Here is a 16,953-nt window from a genome sequence, read left to right as displayed (position 1 = left end):
GTTACTCGTAGGTTCGGCCGCCCTTCTTCTGATCCATGATGTATGACCAGTCGTAGTCGACACCCAGTCCGGGTCCATCGGGGACGGGAACGGTCCCATCGCTGTCGATGGTGTCGAGCTGGTCGTCGTATCCCTCTTCGTAGATCGGCGGCGCGGTGTTGTCGCAGTCGGGGTGGACCAGCGCCATCTCGTAGTAGTTCGAGTTGCGGATCGCGGCCATGCAGTGGCGCTGGGCCGGACCCGGCGAGTGGATCTCGACGTCGGCCCCGAACCCCTCGGCGGCGTGGGCGAGCTTCATCGCGCCCGTGATCCCCCCGTCGTACTCCGGATCGGCTCGGAGCGAATCGGTCGCCTCGCTCGCGATGAAATCGACGTGGGGTTCGAGCCCCCGAACGTGCTCGGTCTGGAGGAGCGGCGTGTCGATCCGCTGGCGGAGGCGTTTGTGGGCCTGCTGGGAGATGCCGCCGTCGCGGAACGGGTCCTCGTACCAGAAGAAGTCCTGTTCGTCGCACGCGCGGCCGACCTCCAGTGCATCGGCAAAGGTTTCGTACTCGCAGGCGGGATCGATCATCAGATCCATCTCGTCGGGTGCGCCCTCGCCGACCGCGCGGACGGTGGCGACCTCGCGGTCGATGTCCCGAGCCGCGTCACTGCCGCCCCAGCCGTGGATCTTGAATCCCCCATACCCCATTTCGGCGCATTCGATGGCGAACTCCGCGTACGCCTCGGGCGAATCGAGCCCACCGTTGTCGTCGGCGTGGTATGTCGAGGCATACGTAGGAAGACGATCGCGGTAGCGCCCGAGGAGTTCACTGATCGACGCGTCGTAGTGTTTGCCCGCGAGGTCCCAGAGCGCGATGTCCACAGGTCCAATCCCCATCCGGTCGTACTTTCGGAGCGCGCGTTTCATCTCGCTCCAGTGGCGCTCGCGGCGGAGCGGGTCCTTCCCAATGAGGTAGTCGGCGACCTCGTGGATCTGGGCGAACGCGGGCGAGTTGCCGCCGACGAACCGCCCCGTCACATCGCCGTCGGTGTGGATCTCGATTGCGAACAGCCGCCGCTCGGTCGTCGTGCCTGGCTCGTAGGCGAGGTTGAACCCCTCGTCCGAGCCGACGTCTTCGAGCGGGTAGGCGAACTCCATGGTCTCGATCCGAGTGATTTCGAGCGCCATGCCCGCGGTTCGACGCGCCGGGTGAAAAAGTGGCCGGCACTCGCTCCGTCCACCCGGATAGACCGTTTTTTCTCCCCCGGCGACGAGGCTGCGGTATGGCAAAACAGCCACACCTGCTGGTCGAGTCGGACGAGCTTCACGACGTTGCGCTCCTGCCTGGTGATCCGGGTCGAGTCGATCGGATCGCCGGCCATTGCGAGGAGAGCGAGGTCGTCGCTGAGAACCGCGAGTACAAGATCGTGAACGCCACCTACGAGGGGAGTCCGGTCACGATCTGTTCGACGGGGATCGGCTGTCCGTCGGCCGCGATCGCGGTCGAGGAGCTCGCGAACGTCGGCGTCGAGAGTCTCATTCGGGTTGGAACCACGGGCGCGCTCCAGGCCGACATCGAAGTCGGCGACGTGGTGGTCGCGACGGGAGCGGCGAAGGACGAAGGGACGACCGAGCGCTACGAGCGCGACACCGTGCCGGCGGTCCCGGATTACGACGTGCTCTCGGGGCTGGTCGAAGCGGCCGAAACGCGTTCCGAACCCGTCCACGTCGGGCCGATCGCCTCCGACGACGCGTTCTACGCCGAGACCGACGAGTACATCGAGGCGTGGGAGCGCGCGGGCGTGCTCTCCGTCGAGATGGAGGCCGCCGCGATCTTCACGCTCGCGCGCCGGAAGGGACTGCGGGCGGGCGCGCTCTGTACCGTCGACGGCAACCTCGTCGCGGGCACCCAGAAGGGCGAGACCGAGGGCGAGGAACTGCCCGAGAAGGCGAAGGACAACGTCGAGCGCGCGATCGCGATCGCGCTCGACGCGGCTACCGATCTCTGAGGTGAGGCCGATCAGCCACCACTGACCGGCGGGAACGCAGCGAGTTCGTCGTCTGTATCGAGGTCGGTATCGAGGCCGTCGCCAGCGACGAAGGGGTCCTCGCCGTTTCTGAGCAGCCGGATGTGGTCGCGGATCTTGCCGTCCTCGGTGATCTCGTCTTCGAGAGAGGGATACCGATCGAACAGCGCCGCGAGCGCGTCGTCGAGGTTCGCATCCGGTTCGACCTCGACATCGACCTCGCGTTCGCCGGCGATCTCGGCGAGCGTCGCGAAGAGTTTCCAGTGCATGGGTCACCTACGAACGGGGGCCACAAAGAGGGTTCGACGCTCGCGTGGGTGGCGGTGGGGGTGCGGAGGCGGTGTGGCAGCGGCCCTGGTGGATGAAGGGCGAGACTGCGAGCGAAGCGAGCAGTCAAGGGCTTCGGCGGTGCTGTGCGGAGCGGTGCAGAAGCTGTGTGGTGGCGGTGCGGAAGGAAGCCCGCGGCCGCGTTTATCGCGGCCGCACGGGGAGGGACGGGGCTTCAGCGCGTGCCGCCACGAGGCGCGTAGCGCCTCGGCCCGTGCGAACGGGCACGAAGCGCCCGTGAGCAGACGCGACAGCGCGGGTCGCGCAATGCGGTCCTGGTGTCCTGACGAGCGGAGCGAGTCAGGGCTTGGAAGAGCTCTGCTCTTCCAGTGGACATGAAAAGGGCGAGGAGTCGACGCCAGGCGTCCGGCCGAGCGCAGTCGTTCGAAAGAGCGCTCCGCGCTCTTTCGTGATGACGAAAATCGCCTCCGGCGATTTTCGAACCACGAGGCCGGATGCGCGGGCTTGCCCGCGCAGTTCTGAGGGCTTTCGCTTTCAAGTGCGGAAGGATTCGCCGCAGCCACACTCGCTGACGACATTGGGATTCTCGACGTGGAAGCCAGCGCCTTGGAGTCCGCCCTCGAAGTCGACGACGCTGCCGCCGACGTAGTTCATGCTCGCGGGATCGACGAACACCCGGAGGCCGTGGTGTTCGTAGATCTGATCGTCGCCTTCGGGTTCGGTATCGAAGCGCATTCCGTAGGAAAGGCCCGCACAGCCGCCCTGCTGGACGAACAGTCGAAGGCCGGCGATGTCGGTGTCCATCCCTTCACTGCCCAAGAGATCGAGCGCCTGATCGGCAGCCGACTCCGAGACATCGATCTCGGGAGTAGCTTCCCCGTCGGTGGTCGCGCCCGTGCTCATGGTGGTTCGTTTCGCCCCCAGGTGGTTAACGGTGACGCCCGACTTTTTTACGTTGCTACGAGACGACGACGGCGAGGCGCTACGCGCCTCGGGCCGTTCGCGCGGTGGAGCCGCGCGAAGAAGCCGTCTCGGCATCGTCAAAAGAGCCGACGGCTCTTTTACACAGTGCGATTCCTTCGGAATCGCTTGCAGTCGGGCGGCTTCGACGCCCGACGATCTCGCGGGAACTTCGTTCCCGCTCAGTGACGAAAGACGCCTCCGGCGTCTTTCGAACCACGTCGGGTGTCCTCGCGCACTTCCGGCGCGCTGCGGGGACCGCTGTCTGCTCACGGGCGCACGAGGCGGCGGAGCCGCCTCGAATCGCGGCGCGTAGCGCCGCGCATGGCCCGTTCACACGGTATGAGGGACGCTCCGTGTCCCTCGCTATCGCCGGCGCGAAGCGCCGGCTGTAAGAGGTTCCTTCGGAACCTCTCCACTCGTAAAAACCGGTTTCTGTCGAGCGGAGTCGTTCGAAACGGCTTCGCCGTTTCGTGATGACGAGAGAGCTCCGCCCTCTCGAACCACGAGACAGAGCTCGGAAGACGCGAAGCGTCTTCCGGTGGACTAAAAACACCCGCTCGCTCCCTGCGGTTGCTCGCGGTACAACTACTCGCACTCTCCGCGACTGCATCGCAGACAGCACAGCACCGCCGAAGCCCTCGGGCGCTCACTTCGTTCACGCCCTCGCCCTTCATCCACCAGGAGAGCACGCTCCCCTGAGCCTGCGGTCGCTCCGCGACCGCAGACGCCAGGACCGCATCGCTCTCGCGACCGCTCCCGCAGCTACACCGCCCTGCGACCGCTCCCGCAGCCACACCGCTCCGCAGCCACACCGCTCCGCAACCTCACCGCTGCTCCCGCCACCACGATTTATCCCGTTCGGCGTGGTACGTATCGACGTATGTCAGAGACAGATGTCGCGGTCGTCGGCGGCGGACCGGCAGGGCTCAGCGCGGCGCTGTTCGCCGCGAAGAACGGTCTCGACACGATCACCTTCGATACCGACGAAACCTGGATGCACAAAGCGCACCTGTTCAACTACCTCGGAATCGAGAGCGAGGACGGCTCGGCGTTCATGGACGACGCCCGCGAACAGGTCGAGGAGTTCGGCGTCGACCGCCGGCAGGGAACGCAGGTCACCGGTGTCACCGAGAACGGCGACGGCTTCACCGTCTCGACCGACGATGGCGATCACGAGGCGAGCTACGTCGTCCTCGCGACGGGCGCGAAGCGCGATCTCGCGGAGAACCTCGGCTGTGAGTTCACCGACGAGGACGTGATCGACGTGGACGTGACGATGGAAACCACAGTAGAGGACGCCTACGCCACCGGCGCGATGGTCCGCGCCGAGGAGTGGCAGGCGGTCATCTCGGCGGGCGACGGCGCGGCCGCAGCCCTGAACGTCCTCACCAAAGAGAAAGGCGAACACTTCCACGACTTCGACACGCCTGCCGACGCCGAGTGAGCGACGACCGTCGCGACGATCCAGAACCCGTAAGCGATCGGCCGCCGTCGAACCGGGCGTGAGCACCGGTGTTTTTCGACGTGTGGAGCGCGCGACGCCACCCCTTGCGGCGCTCGCGGTGGCGGTCGTCGCGGTCAGTACCAGCGCGATCTTAGTCCGCTACAGTTCGGCCCCGAGCCTCGTGAAAGCGTTCTACCGCGTTCTCTTCACCACACTGCTCCTCGTCCCATTCGCCCTCGTTCGCCACCGCGACGCGTTTGGCCGGCTCTCTGTCCGGGATTGGTTTGTTGCAATCGCGGGCGGGGTCGCACTCGCGATCCACTTCGCGTCGTGGTTCGAGAGTCTCGAATATACGAGCGTCGCCGCCTCGGTCACGATCGTCCAGTCTCAGGTCCTCTTTGTCGCTGCCGGCGCAGCACTCCTGCTCGCCGAACACGTCACCCGCCGCACCCTCGCGGGGATGGTCGTCGCACTCTGTGGCATCGCGGTGATGTCGGTTGGTGACGCTCTCACCGGGGCGAACGTCGCGGGTGCGGCCCCGCTGTACGGCAACGCCCTCGCACTCGTCGGCGCGGTCTGTTCGGCCGGCTACGTGCTCACCGGGCGCTCGCTCCGCCAGCGCATCCCGCTGGTCCCGTACGTCATCGTGGTCTACTCGGTCTGTGCGGTCGTGCTACTCGGGCTCACCGTTGCCGACGGCGCAGCCCTGGTCGATTATCCGGCCCGCGAGTGGCTGCTCTTCGTCGGCATGGCGGTCGGCCCCGGACTGTTCGGCCACACAGTATTAAACTGGGCACTCGCCCACGTCGAATCCAGCGTCGTCAGCGTCTCGCTGCTCGGCGAACCCATCGGGAGCGCGCTGCTCGCGCTCGTTCTCCTTGGCGAGGTCCCGACCACGATCACCGTCGTCGGCGGTGCGGTCGTGCTCGTCGGGATTGCGGTCACGTCGCGAGCGCGTGCGTCCTGATTTCTAAAGCGGTCGGCGCGCGGGAGCGCGTCTCTGACGCGCGACTCGTGCGAGGGATGACTGAGTCGAGTGAGTGAAACGAACGAGACGAGGAAATCGGCTGGGGAGGGCGTGGCCAATGGTCTCTCATTTGTACCGTGATCTGCGGTCTTCGACCTCCTGCTTGTCACTGAACTCCCCGCTGCGTGGCTACTGCCTGCTACCCGGCTGCGGGTCGACGTGGGGTTTCGCCATGAGCGCGTCGAGCGGCTGCTCGTCGAGCCAGTCGAGCAGCTGAACGAGCTGGTCGGCCGCGGCCTCGAACAGTCGCTCGCCTTTCTCCGCCGTCGCGTCGGTCTGATCGCCCAGCACGCCGTTCTCGGTGTTGTCGATCGAGTCGTAGAACGTCCGCGCGCCATTGATGATCACGTCGGCGTCTTCGAGATCGGCGATCCCGCCGTCCCGGGCGTCGTCGAGCTTTCCGTCCTGAACGAGGTCAGGAGCGATATGCTGGATCATCGCGGTCTCCTTCGGCCCGCCATGAGGTCCGTTCGTCTCGAAGAGGTCGTCGACGAGTTCGGGGATCGAGTCGTTCCACATCCACTCGATCGCGTAGGCGGTGCCGTCGTCGCGGAGCCGCCGGCCGACCTCGCGGAGGTGGACGGTGTTGCCGCCGTGAGCGTTGACGAACACGATGCGATCGAACCCGTGATACGAGAGGTTGCGCGCGAGGCTTTCGACGTAGTCTCGGAAGGCCGGTGCGTCGACCCACATCGTGCCGTGGAACTGCCGATGGTGGGGACTCACGCCGATGTTCACGGTCGGGGTACAGAGCACGTCAGCCCGATCGGTCGCCTCGCGAGCGAGATGGTCGGCGATCAGGTGATCGGTGGCGAGCGGGAGATGCGGACCGTGCTGTTCGGTCGAACCAAGTGGGACGACCGCGAGCGACTCGCTCGCGACGTACTCGCCGAGTTCCGGCCACGTCCGATCCGCGAGATACATACCGGCGTGTCGAGCGGACCCCGCATAACGGTGTCCACTTCGGCTCTCGTGGCCGCGTTCCGGATGGGAACGTTTCAATCCCCGTGAGCCGTACTTCGGCTATGGACCCGCTCGATCTCCGCGCGGCGATCCCGGCGCTCGACGAGATCACGTATCTCAACACCGGTGCCGCGAGCCCCGCCCCGCGCCCCGTCGTCGAAGCCGTCATCGACTGCGTCGAACACCAGCAGTACGTCGCGCCCGCCGCTGAGGGGATGTACCCCGCGCTCTTCGCGGCGCTCGACGATGCGCGGGGAACGGTCGCCGACTTCCTGGGTGTCGACCCGGACGAGATCGCGCTGACCCAGAGCACTGCCGACGGGATCAACCGGATCGCAACCGCGCTGCCGTGGCAAGAGGGCGACGTGGTGGTTCGGACCGACTGCGAGCATCCCGCCGGTATCCTGCCGTGGGAACGCCTCGCCGACCATCACGGCGTCGAGACCCGAGTCGTCGAAACCACTCGTGGCCGTCTCGACCGCGACGACCTCGCGACCGCGCTCGATGGCGCGGATCTACTCTGTCTCAGCTCGATCACGTGGAACTACGGCACGCGACTCCCGATCACGGAGGCGGTCGCGATGGCCCACGATGCGGGGGCGCGCGTCCTGGTCGACGCGGTCCAGTCGCCCGGCCAGGTCGCAGTCGACGTCGACGAGTGGGGGGCTGATTTCGTCGTCGGAGCCGGCCACAAATGGCTGCTCGGGCCGTGGGGCGCGGGCTTTCTGTACGTCGCCGACGACGCCACCGCGGCGCTCGAACCACAGCGCGTCGGCTACCGGAGCGTCGCGGATCCGAACGATCCAGCTGCTGGCTTTGCCGCTGGCGCACGTCGGCTCGAAGTCGGCACCGCCTCGCCCGCCCCGCATGCTGGTCTCGCGACGGCTATCGAGTGTCTCGATTCGATCGGGTTCGACACGATCGAGGACCGGATCGAGCGACTCACCGATCGGCTCAAGGACGGTCTCGATAGCGACACTCTCCTGAGCCCGCGCGAATACGAATCGGGCCTCGTGACCGTCGATGTCGACGATCCCGAAACCACCGTCGAGCGCCTTGTGGATCACGACATCCGGGTTCGATCGCTCCCATCGCCCGACGCGATCCGGATCTCGGTCCACGCGTTCAACACGGCCGACGACATCGATCGAGTGCTCTCACACCTCTGAGCTCTCGATCGGTTGCGTTGCAGCAGCCAGCGCCGTCGTGCGAGTATTACGGTAGTGCTAAACGTCTCCGCTGGTACGAATCGCTCATGGATCTCCCGTCGCCGACATCGGTCGATGGAATGTATCAGTACATGATCGGTCTGCTGCTGGTGCTCGTCGTGGTCTTTGGACTGTTCTTCGGGGCAGCGTATCTCGGTGTATTGTAATTCTGGTCGGCTCTAACGTCGGTTTTCTCGACACCCGATCGTGAACCGATCAGTAATGTCTCTGTTCTGAAATGGTGAAAATGCCGGACGGGGATTTGAACACGATCGTTCCCGTTCGCTCGCTACGCTCGCTCACGTCCCACTCCCTGCTCGAATCCCCGCGTTGGCGATTTAGCTCCTCGCGTCCGCTCGTCGCAAAAACACGGTCGCAGCGGAGCTGCTCCCTGCTTTGCCTCGCTTTGATCGGCAAAACGCCGGAGCGGCTTCGCCGCTCCGAGTTCTCGTTCACTTCGTCTGCTCACGGTGGCGAAGCCACCGTTCGCATAGTCCGTGGGACCTTCGGTCCCGCGCTATTCACGAGAACGCCGGGACGGGGATTTGAACCCCGGATCCCAAAGGGAACACGCTTTCCAGGCGTGCGCCTTACCACTCGGCCATCCCGGCTCGGATGATCCTACCGGAGTCTGCGGTTAAGACCTTTCGCTCCGCGCCAGCCATCCCTCCAGCGCGTAGCTCGATGCGGCCCCACAAACGCCGACGACCACGGCGACCACGAGCTTCGCGAGAATACCGATCGCCGGCCCCGACACGACGAGGAGCGTGTAGCCCTGAACGAGCACGAGAAAGACGAGTGCGCCGATCACGCCCCACAGCAGGCTCGTCTTGGTTCGTGGATGCACTACGCTGCCCTCACAGCCACCATCGAGACTCGATCCCGCTGGGCGATCCGTTCCATACCCGAACTCCGGCGTGAACGACCTAAATCTCCCCGCATCGAACCAGAATCACCACCTCAACGACCTCACACGAGCACGTCGACGTCGTAGCCGCTGGATTCGAGTTCGTCGAGGAGGGCCGCGACGTGGTCTTCGCCGCGGGTTTCGAGGTCGATCTCGACTTCGGTCGCGGTCATTCCGGTGTCTCGCGACGTCCGGTCGTGCTGGATGGCGTAGATGTTCGCCCGCTCCGCGGAGATGATCCCGATGAGCTGTTCGAGCGATCCGGGCTGGTCGGTCAGCGTGGTCCGGAGCCGGAGGTAGCGTCCGGTTTCGACGAGACCGCGCATCACCACCGTCCGGAGCATGTTGAGATCGATGTTGCCGCCACAGAGTGCCGGCACGATCACCTCGTCGTCGGCGTATTCGAACGCTTCCGAGAGAACGGCGGCCATCGGGACTGCACCAGCACCCTCCACCAGCGTTTTCGATCGTTCGAGCAGCGTCGTGATCGCGACCGCGATCTCGGGGTCCGAGACCGTCACCACCTCGTCGACACGTTCCTCGATCACCTCGAAGGTCCGATCGCCGATCTTGCGGGTGGCGATCCCGTCGGCGATGGTGTCGACGCCGTCGAGTTCCTGAATGCTCCCCTGCTGGAGCGACCGACTCGCACTCGGTGCGCCCTCGGCCTCGACACCGATCACCCGCGTGTCGGGCGATCTCGCTTTGATTGCGGTGGCGATCCCCGCAATGAGTCCGCCGCCACCGATCGGAACCACGACGGTGTCGACCTCGGGGCAGTCCTCGACGATCTCGAGACCGATGGTTCCCTGGCCAGCCATCACTGCCGGATCGTTGAACGCGTGGACGTAGGTCCGGTCGTCGTCGGCCTCGATCTCGTGGGCGTGGGCTTGAGCTGCGTCGTAGTCCTCACCGTGGAGGACGACCTCGGCCCCGTAGCTTCGGGTGGCTTTGACCTTCGCGATCGGGGCGTGCTCGGGCATCACGACGACGCTGTCGACGTCCGCACGGGTGGCCGCGAGCGCCACACCTTGAGCGTGATTGCCCGCGCTCGCGGTGACGACGCCCGCCGCCTGCTCGTCGGCCGAGAGGAGGGCGATCCGGTTGGTCGCGCCCCGGAGCTTGAACGAGCCAGTACGTTGAAACACTTCGAGCTTGGGGTGGACCGCCGCACCGGTCATCGCCGAAAACGAGTGGGAGTATTCGAGCGGTGTGTGACGGGCGACGCTTTCGACACGCTCGCGGGCGTCGAGCACGTCGGCGAGTTCGATCATGTCCCGTCTGCGTCGCTCCGCGGTATAACGGTTGTCGAAAACGGCGGTGGAGAGAACCGCCAGACGTGTGACCCACCGATGATCGAACTCGACTCGTCTTGAACCTCTGCCATGCAGAGTGAAAGTGAAGACGGCCCGGATACCGCCACGAACTGTTCACTCTCGACGGACGCACACCTCTTCTTCGCGGACGTACCGCTCGACGCGCTCGCGGAACGAACCCGGACCCGGCCACGAAACGCCCACCACGTCGAGTGCATCCGGGTCGCCAACGTACACCGCGAGCTTCCTGCTATCGATTGCTGTATCACCCCGGGCAGCAGCGTCGTCGTGATCGATCGCAGCGTCGGTGAATGGTACCGAAACACGGGCGTACAGCCCGCGTTCGACGCCTTCGTACTCGTCGAGCACGTCGATATCAGGTGTTCGGAGAATTCGTCCTCGCGTCCTGCCATCGGGCGCGAGTGTCGGGTAGGCTCCCTTGACCCGGTGGAGTCCATCGAGAACGGTCTCGCCGTGGTACGCGAACGTATCGAGGAGCGCCGCCGCACGGTCGGAATCGGTCAGCGTTCCATAGACGAAGACCTCCATGCTGGATCGAGGTCTCATGGGCGTATTCCGTTTCCGGTGGGGTGATTGGCCGACACGGACTGTGAGGATATTTGACGAGCGGAGCGGTGTGGAGGAGGCGTCGCTGCCGCGCAGCCAGTGGCGGTGTGGTTGCGGGGCGGACGCGGCCCTGGTGGATCGAGGGCGAGGACGCGACCAGCGGGAGCGTCCGAGGGCTCGGGCGGTGCTGTGCGGTTGCGGAGAGGGCTAGCGATCGTCCCGCGAGCGAACGCAGTGATCGAGCGGGAGTTTTCACCCACTGGAAGACTCGCTTCGCTCACGGCTCGTTCCTCGCCGTTCGCATCGAGGTGCTCACTACGCTCGCACCTCGCGCCGCTCGTCTTCCGAGCCTTGCTTCGCTTCGCTCAGCAAGACAGGTTTTTGAAGTGGGTTCGAAGGAGCGAGCGACTGAGGACCCCGTGTAAAAAAGTGGGGCTTAGAACGGATCGTCGAGGACGATCGTCTGTTCGCGGTCGGGACCGACGCCGATCGCCGAAATCGGGACATCGAGTTCGTCGCTGATGTACTCGACGTAGGTCCGGGCGTTCGCTGGCAGTGCATCGTAGCCCTCGTCCGCGATAGCGTCCCAGTCGGCCTCGGACCAGCCGTCGAACGATCTGTACTGGGGCTCGCACTCGCTCCAGCGCTCGGTGGTTGCTGGCATCGTCTCGACTGTCTCACCATCGAGTTCGTAGGCGTGGCCCACCTGAAGCTCCTCGATTCCCGCGAGCGTGTCGACGTGGTTGATCGCGAGCCCGGAGAACCCGCTCGCGCGCGCCGCGTGACGCAGCATCGGCATGTCGAGCCAGCCGATCCGGCGCGGCCGGCCGGTGACGGTGCCGTACTCGCCGCCAGCCTCGCGGATGTGATCGGCGAGCTCCGCCATGTCGGGGTCGCCGCCCTCGGCCGGCGTCTGGCCCTCGACGAACCCCATTTCGGTCGGGAGCGGGCCCGCCCCGACCCGTGAGAGATACGCCTTGACGACGCCGATGACTTCGCCACTGCCGACGACGGTCGGCCCGAGACCCGTCCCCGTGGCCGCACCGCCGGCCGTCGGGTTCGAGGAGGTCACGAAGGGGTAGTTGCCGTGGTCGATGTCGATCGCCGTGCCCTGCGCACCCTCGAAGAGGAGCTGTTCGCCGCGCTCGACGCGCTCGTCGAGGTACGCGCCACAGTTCACCGGCATGTCGTTGTTGACGAGTCGTTCGCCGTACGCGCGGTACTCGTCGAACAGCTCGTCGACGTCGAACGCGCCGTCGAACGCATCCGGATCGCGATCGTACACCGACCCACACAACGCGCGCTTTCGTGGAACGAGTGATTCGAGGCGGTCGCGGAGCACTGCGGGATCGAGCAGGTCGCCGACCCGAATCCCACGGCGCGCCGCCTTGTCCTCGTAGGCCGGTCCGATACCGTTGCCGGTGGTGCCGATGTGATCCTCTTTCGCGTCCTCTTCGATCCCGTCGAGCGCGCGGTGATACGGGAAGATGACGTGGGCGCGTTCGGCCACTCGAACGTCCGGGTCGAGTCCACGGTCGCGGAGTCCCTCGATCTCCTCGAACAGCGTCGCGGGGTTGACGACACAGCCGTTGCCGAGCACGCCGGTTTTGCCCCGAATCGCGCCGCTCGGCACGAGTGAGAGTTTGTACTCCGCACTTTCGTCGTCCGATTCGGTTCGCTCGTCGGTCGGGTCGTCGTACACGACGGTGTGGCCGGCGTTGTCGCCGCCCTGATACCGACAGACCACGTCGGCCGGCTCGCTCCAGCGGTCGACCATCCCGCCCTTCCCCTCGTCGCCGAGCTGCGCGCCGACGATCGTTACGGTCATGGCCGAGGGTTCCGACGTTCGAGATAAACCGATTACGGTGTGCCCGTCGGTCGTCGCTCGGCCGGAACCGGCCAGCACTTCCCCAATTAACACCATTTTTCGGTATTCTTCGCCGTTGGCTACCGTCGGCCGGAAAGTATATCGGATATGCGTCCGTATCTCTCATGAGAATCGTCGTTGTGCGTGACGGTGGTCACAACACCGGTCTCACCACCGATCGCGTCCGCTCTCGGCAGTAACCTTTAAACCGTCTCTCCACGAGTTAACAAGTGCCATGATAGATCGACTCGAAAAGGAAGTCGATATGCTGGAGCGACATCTCCAGGTGCTGCGTATCGTGATCGACAGCGAACCGATCGGCATCGTGAAGATGTCGAACGAGACTGGTTACCCCCACCACAAGGTGCGGTACTCGCTGCGCGTGCTCGAAGAGGAAACCCTCATCGAGCCATCGAGCCAGGGGGCGATCACGACCGAGCGCACCGCCGAGTTCGTCGAGGATCTCGACGGCAAGATCGACGGGATCGTGGAGAAGCTCGACGGCATGAAGATCGAAGACGCGCCCGAAGCCGAATCGTAATCTCGACTGACTGCTCTCCGATCGTCTCGGACCGTTCGTTCGAACGCCGACCACTCGTCGTGATCGAACGAGACCGAACACCGTTTCTGCGGTGTTTTCCTGTCTCGACAGCGATCGCTTCGGGATAGTCAGGTCGTCACAGCAGCCGACAGCGACTCACTTGAGCCGTTCCTGAAGGAAAGAGGGATGCGCAGCGGTAACGCCGTCGATCGGGAGGATGGCATCCGCGATGATCGCGCCGACCGCATCGCCGTCGGGTGCACGGACTTCGGCCATCAGGGTGTGATCACCGCTCGAACTGTACAGCGTCTCGATGTCGTCGACGGTTTTGAGTTCGCGGGTCGCCTCGACGTAGCGTCCGCTCTCGACCTCGATGCCGACGAACGCGATCGACCGGCCCGAGAGCTTCTTGGGGTCGATGTCCGCGGAGTAGCCGACGATCACGCCGTCGCCTTCGAGTTTCTCGATGTACTTTCGAACCGTGGGTTTCGAAACCCCGGCCCGTTCGGCGATCTCGGCGTACGAGGCTTGGGCATCCTCCTCCAAGACCGAGAGGATGCGGTCCTCGGTAGCGTCCGCGCTCATGGATGATAGTTGGCGTGCGCGAAAAAATATCTTCCGAACCCGAAACTCGGGATCGAGTCGGCAGAACTCCGGGAGGGCTTACTTGTGGACGTCGAGGAGGTCGTAGGAGCGCTCCCAGTCGTAGTCGTCGTCGAAGTACTGCTCGGCGAGGGGGTCTTCGGGCATCTCGCCGGTCGAGCGCTTTTCCTCGCCGTATGACCGGCGATCCTCGTCGACGTAGAATCTCCCTGTGAGAACTTCGCCCTCGTAGAGTTTGTCCTCTGTCTCGTGCATCATCTCGGCGGCCTCGCGCCGATCGGAGACGTCGAAGTCGAACTCGTCGGACTGCTGGACGTCGGTGTAGGGAACGTACTGTTTGGCGTCCTTGTTCCAGGTCGGACACTGGGTCAGGAAGTCGATGTGGGCGAACCCGTCGTGTTCGATCGCCTCCGTCAGGATTTCGGTCGCCTGCCGGGGATTCACCGCAGCGGTCCGCGCGACGTAGGACGCCCCGGCCGTCAGCGCCATCGAGAGCGGCCGGATCGGGTCTTTGGCCGAGCCGTGGGGCTGGGTCTTCGATTTGTGACCCTTCGGGCTCGTTGGCGAGGTCTGCCCCTTCGTCAACCCGAAGATCTCGTTGTTGAACACGATGTAGGTCATGTCGTGGTTCTCGCGGGCGGTGTGCATGAAGTGGTTCCCGCCGATGCCGTAGCCATCGCCGTCACCACCCGCTGCGATGACCTCCAGACCTGGGTTCGCCAATTTCGCCGCCCGGGCGACGGGCAACGACCGGCCGTGGATCGAGTGCACACCGTAGGACTCGAAGTAACTCGACAGCTTTCCGGAGCAGCCGATGCCCGTCACCAACAGCGTTTCGTCGGGCGTCCGGCCGACTTCGGGCATCGCGCCCTTCAGGGCTTTGAGGACGCCGAAGTCGCCACAGCCGGGACACCACGTCGCCTGGGGTTCGATCCCCGGCGTGAACACCTCGCGGTCGATCTCCTCGTCCTGTGCCGCACTGCCGATCGCGCTGAATGACTTGCTCATGGATTAATCACCTGTCGCGGGTTCGAGTCGAACCTGGGCGGTTGGTGGCTCGCTCCTGCCGTTGACCTGCACGTCGAACCCCTCGACGATCTCGCCCGGCTCGAACGGGTTCCCGTTGTACTTCAGCAGGCTCGTGAGTTTCTCGCCGAACCGTCCGAGTTCCTTCTGGGTGAGCCCGCGGAACTGTGCGCTCGCGTTCATCTCCACCACCAGACACTCCTCGACCGATTCGAGGAATTCGGTCACGTCCTGTTTCGGATACGGCATGAGGTCGCTCACGCCGAGTGCTTTGACCGAGTGGCCGTCGTCGTTGAGGCGGTCGACAGCCTCCTCGACGGTGGGCTGTTGGCTCCCCCAGACCAAGATGCCGTAGTCGGCGTCGTCCGGACCGTACGCCGTCTGGCGATCGAGATCGGTACTGTCGAGATCCTCGCGGATGGCGTCGAGCTTGCGGAGCCGACGGTCGGTCTGAGCGACGCGGTTGTCGGGATCCTCCGAGATGTGCCCTTGCGGGGTGTGTTCGTTACCCGAAGCGAGGTAGCGTCCGCCCTCCTGGCCGGGGATCGACCGCGGGCTCACACCGTTCTCGGGATCGTGCTGGAAGCGGTTGAACTTCCCCGAGGCGTGGTGGGGAGCCTCCGCGATCTCCTCTTCGGTCAGTGTGCTCCCCAGGTCTGGGTTGGGCTCGCGGTCGAAGTGCGATTCGGGCACGTTGGTCATCTCGCCCGAGAGCTTCTGGTCGATGACGATCACGGCGGGAATCTGGTACTCGTAGGCGACCCGGAAGGCTTCGCGAGCCTGGTCGTAACACTCCGCGACGTTGCCCGGCGCGAAGACGACGCGATTCGAATCCCCTTGACTGGTGTAGAGGACGTGTTCGAGATCGGCCTGTTCGGGTTTGGTGGGCATCCCAGTCGAGGGGCCCGCGCGCATCGCTTCGACCAGAACGAGTGGCGTCTCGGTCATCTCTGCGAGGCCGAGCGGCTCACTCATCAGCGCGAACCCGCCACCGGACGAGCCCGACATCGCTTTCGCGCCGGCGTGGGAGGCACCGATGGCGAGAGCGGCGGCGGCGATCTCGTCTTCGACCTGCTCGGAGATACCCCCCAGTTCGGGGAGATGCTGGCTCATGATGGTGAACACGTCGGTCCAGGGAGTCATCGGATAGCCCGCGATGAACCGACACCCCTCGTCGATCGCGCCGTACGCCAGCGCGTTCGAGCCGTTGAGCAGCACCTGCTGGTCGTCGTGTGGTTCGGCGGTCGGTGCTTCCAACTCGTGGGTGTGCTCCAACTCCGCGGTCTGCTGGTAGGCCTCTTCGAGAACGGTGAGATTGTCCTCGAGGATGTCCCCGCCCATGTTGTCGCTCATGAGCTCCTCGAACGGGTCGGTCTCCATCCCGAGCAGCGCCGCGGTGACCGCGACGCCGGCGGTGTTGCGCATGATCTCGCGGCCGTGTTCGCGGGCGATCCCACGGAGGTTCATCGGATAGACGTGCCAGTCGTTGTCCTCGACGCGCTGATCGAAGTCGTCGATCTCGCTTTCGTCGAGCAGGCCCTCGTCGTAGACGATCACGCCGCCCTCGCGGAGGTCGTCGAGGTTCTCCGACAGCGGCTTGGCTTCCTCGTTGCCGTAGTAGGCCTCGTCCTGGGGATTCCGCGCGAAGCTGTCGCCGAGCGCCAGTAGGAAGTTGTAGCCGTCGCCGCGGGACTTCACTTCGTGCTCGGCGGCGCGCACCTCGACGTAGGTGTGGCCGCCCCGGATCCGTGAGGGGTAGTGTCGGTGGGTGAAGACGTGCAATCCGGCCCGCATCAGCGCCTTGGTGAAACTCTGGCTTGTCGAGTCGATCCCGTCGCCGGAACCGCCCGCGATCCGCCAGATGAGTTCTGTTCCTGTCATATCTGTCCTCGTCGAACTGCGTGTGGTTTGATTTGTGACGATGTTATAAAAGGGTTTTCAGCATATCGATACGAATCGATCATGTGGGTTTGGCATATATTCACATTGATTACCATCCCTGATTGATATTTCACCTCAATAACTGCATCACGCCACGGGTAGTGCTGCTGGCTGCGATCGATTACTTCTCGGAACTGTCGTCAGTCGTGACAACAGCCGCCGTGTCACTAACGACCATCCAGACCTGACGGATGACGATCCGGACGTCGACCCAGAACGATTGTTGGTGGATGTACTGGGTGTCGTACCGGAGTTTCCGCTCGGGATCGTGGCCGGTGGCAC

General features: G+C 64.8%; 16 protein-coding genes, 1 tRNA gene and 1 pseudogene. 5 read left to right on the top strand and 13 right to left on the bottom strand.

Translation table 11 applies throughout. The annotated features are described in order from the left end of the window. Position 1 precedes the first annotated feature (1 nt). Complete coding sequence (locus tag PHA81_RS03385; protein ID WP_273835206.1) at positions 2-1,171, bottom strand: enolase C-terminal domain-like protein; 1,170 nt, start codon at positions 1,169-1,171, stop codon at positions 2-4. 95 nt (positions 1,172-1,266) lie between these two features. On the opposite strand from PHA81_RS03385, the gene PHA81_RS03380 reads away from it, so the two are divergent. Continuing rightward, positions 1,267-1,992: a nucleoside phosphorylase gene (locus PHA81_RS03380; RefSeq protein ID WP_005044312.1), complete on the top strand. Its 726-nt coding sequence runs from the start codon at positions 1,267-1,269 to the stop codon at positions 1,990-1,992. Positions 1,993-2,003: 11 nt separating this feature from the next. On the opposite strand, the gene PHA81_RS03375 is transcribed toward PHA81_RS03380, so the two are convergent. Both PHA81_RS03375 and PHA81_RS03370 read right to left on the bottom strand, forming a co-directional pair. Continuing rightward, positions 2,004-2,279 (bottom strand): ubiquitin-like small modifier protein 1, encoded by a 276-nt coding sequence (locus PHA81_RS03375; RefSeq protein ID WP_273835203.1) that lies wholly within the window; start codon positions 2,277-2,279, stop codon positions 2,004-2,006. Between the two features lie 553 nt (positions 2,280-2,832). Continuing rightward, positions 2,833-3,201, bottom strand: a complete 369-nt coding sequence (locus tag PHA81_RS03370) for an iron-sulfur cluster assembly accessory protein (protein ID WP_273835201.1) — start codon at positions 3,199-3,201, stop codon at positions 2,833-2,835. Positions 3,202-4,141: 940 nt separating this feature from the next. On the opposite strand from PHA81_RS03370, the gene PHA81_RS03365 reads away from it, so the two are divergent. Both PHA81_RS03365 and PHA81_RS03360 read left to right on the top strand, forming a co-directional pair. After that, positions 4,142-4,705: an FAD-dependent oxidoreductase gene (locus PHA81_RS03365; RefSeq protein ID WP_005044305.1), complete on the top strand. Its 564-nt coding sequence runs from the start codon at positions 4,142-4,144 to the stop codon at positions 4,703-4,705. A gap of 58 nt (positions 4,706-4,763) precedes the next feature. Further along, positions 4,764-5,672: a DMT family transporter gene (locus PHA81_RS03360; protein ID WP_273835198.1), complete on the top strand. Its 909-nt coding sequence runs from the start codon at positions 4,764-4,766 to the stop codon at positions 5,670-5,672. 189 nt (positions 5,673-5,861) lie between these two features. Here PHA81_RS03360 and PHA81_RS03355 read toward each other — a convergent pair whose 3' ends face one another. Then, positions 5,862-6,656: a creatininase family protein gene (locus PHA81_RS03355; protein ID WP_273835197.1), complete on the bottom strand. Its 795-nt coding sequence runs from the start codon at positions 6,654-6,656 to the stop codon at positions 5,862-5,864. A 101-nt stretch (positions 6,657-6,757) separates the two neighbouring features. Between PHA81_RS03355 and PHA81_RS03350 the strand changes: the two genes are divergently transcribed. Beyond that, a complete protein-coding gene (locus tag PHA81_RS03350) occupies positions 6,758-7,864 on the top strand; it encodes an aminotransferase class V-fold PLP-dependent enzyme (RefSeq protein WP_273835195.1) in 1,107 nt (368 codons plus the stop codon). A gap of 569 nt (positions 7,865-8,433) precedes the next feature. On the opposite strand, the gene PHA81_RS03345 is transcribed toward PHA81_RS03350, so the two are convergent. The 5 genes from PHA81_RS03345 to PHA81_RS03325 form a co-directional block, all read right to left on the bottom strand. Next, positions 8,434-8,514, bottom strand: a tRNA-Ser gene (locus tag PHA81_RS03345). 26 nt (positions 8,515-8,540) lie between these two features. Beyond that, entirely contained in the window at positions 8,541-8,750 is a 210-nt protein-coding gene (locus tag PHA81_RS03340) for a hypothetical protein (RefSeq protein WP_005044296.1), read from the bottom strand. 122 nt (positions 8,751-8,872) lie between these two features. After that, positions 8,873-10,084 (bottom strand): threonine ammonia-lyase, encoded by a 1,212-nt coding sequence (gene ilvA, locus PHA81_RS03335; RefSeq protein WP_273835191.1) that lies wholly within the window; start codon positions 10,082-10,084, stop codon positions 8,873-8,875. A 156-nt stretch (positions 10,085-10,240) separates the two neighbouring features. Continuing rightward, positions 10,241-10,675, bottom strand: a complete 435-nt coding sequence (locus PHA81_RS03330; protein WP_273835189.1) for a gamma-glutamylcyclotransferase family protein — start codon at positions 10,673-10,675, stop codon at positions 10,241-10,243. A gap of 454 nt (positions 10,676-11,129) precedes the next feature. Further along, positions 11,130-12,521 carry an adenylosuccinate synthase gene (locus PHA81_RS03325; protein WP_273835187.1) on the bottom strand — a complete coding sequence of 464 codons (1,392 nt, stop codon included), beginning with the start codon at positions 12,519-12,521 and terminating at the stop codon, positions 11,130-11,132. A gap of 274 nt (positions 12,522-12,795) precedes the next feature. On the opposite strand from PHA81_RS03325, the gene PHA81_RS03320 reads away from it, so the two are divergent. Then, entirely contained in the window at positions 12,796-13,101 is a 306-nt protein-coding gene (locus PHA81_RS03320; protein WP_005044288.1) for a hypothetical protein, read from the top strand. A 156-nt stretch (positions 13,102-13,257) separates the two neighbouring features. Here the strand turns inward: PHA81_RS03320 and lrpA1 are convergent, their stop codons facing one another. The 4 genes and pseudogenes from lrpA1 to PHA81_RS03300 all read right to left on the bottom strand — a co-directional run. After that, positions 13,258-13,686, bottom strand: coding sequence for an HTH-type transcriptional regulator LrpA1 (gene lrpA1 / locus PHA81_RS03315; protein ID WP_005044287.1), 429 nt, complete (start codon positions 13,684-13,686; stop codon positions 13,258-13,260). 78 nt (positions 13,687-13,764) lie between these two features. Next, a complete protein-coding gene (locus PHA81_RS03310; protein WP_005044285.1) occupies positions 13,765-14,712 on the bottom strand; it encodes a thiamine pyrophosphate-dependent enzyme in 948 nt (315 codons plus the stop codon). A 3-nt stretch (positions 14,713-14,715) separates the two neighbouring features. Further along, the gene (locus tag PHA81_RS03305) at positions 14,716-16,611 is read right to left on the bottom strand and encodes a 2-oxoacid:acceptor oxidoreductase subunit alpha (RefSeq protein ID WP_273835181.1); all 1,896 of its coding nucleotides are present in this window, start codon (positions 16,609-16,611) and stop codon (positions 14,716-14,718) included. Between the two features lie 181 nt (positions 16,612-16,792). Then, positions 16,793-16,953 (bottom strand): annotated as a pseudogene (locus PHA81_RS03300) (sugar transferase); the annotation flags it as partial.

The organism is Halococcus sp. PRR34, from assembly GCF_028617175.1.
GTDB classification, from domain to species: domain Archaea; phylum Halobacteriota; class Halobacteria; order Halobacteriales; family Halococcaceae; genus Halococcus; species Halococcus salifodinae.
This window is presented reverse-complemented; position numbering and strand designations above follow the sequence as displayed.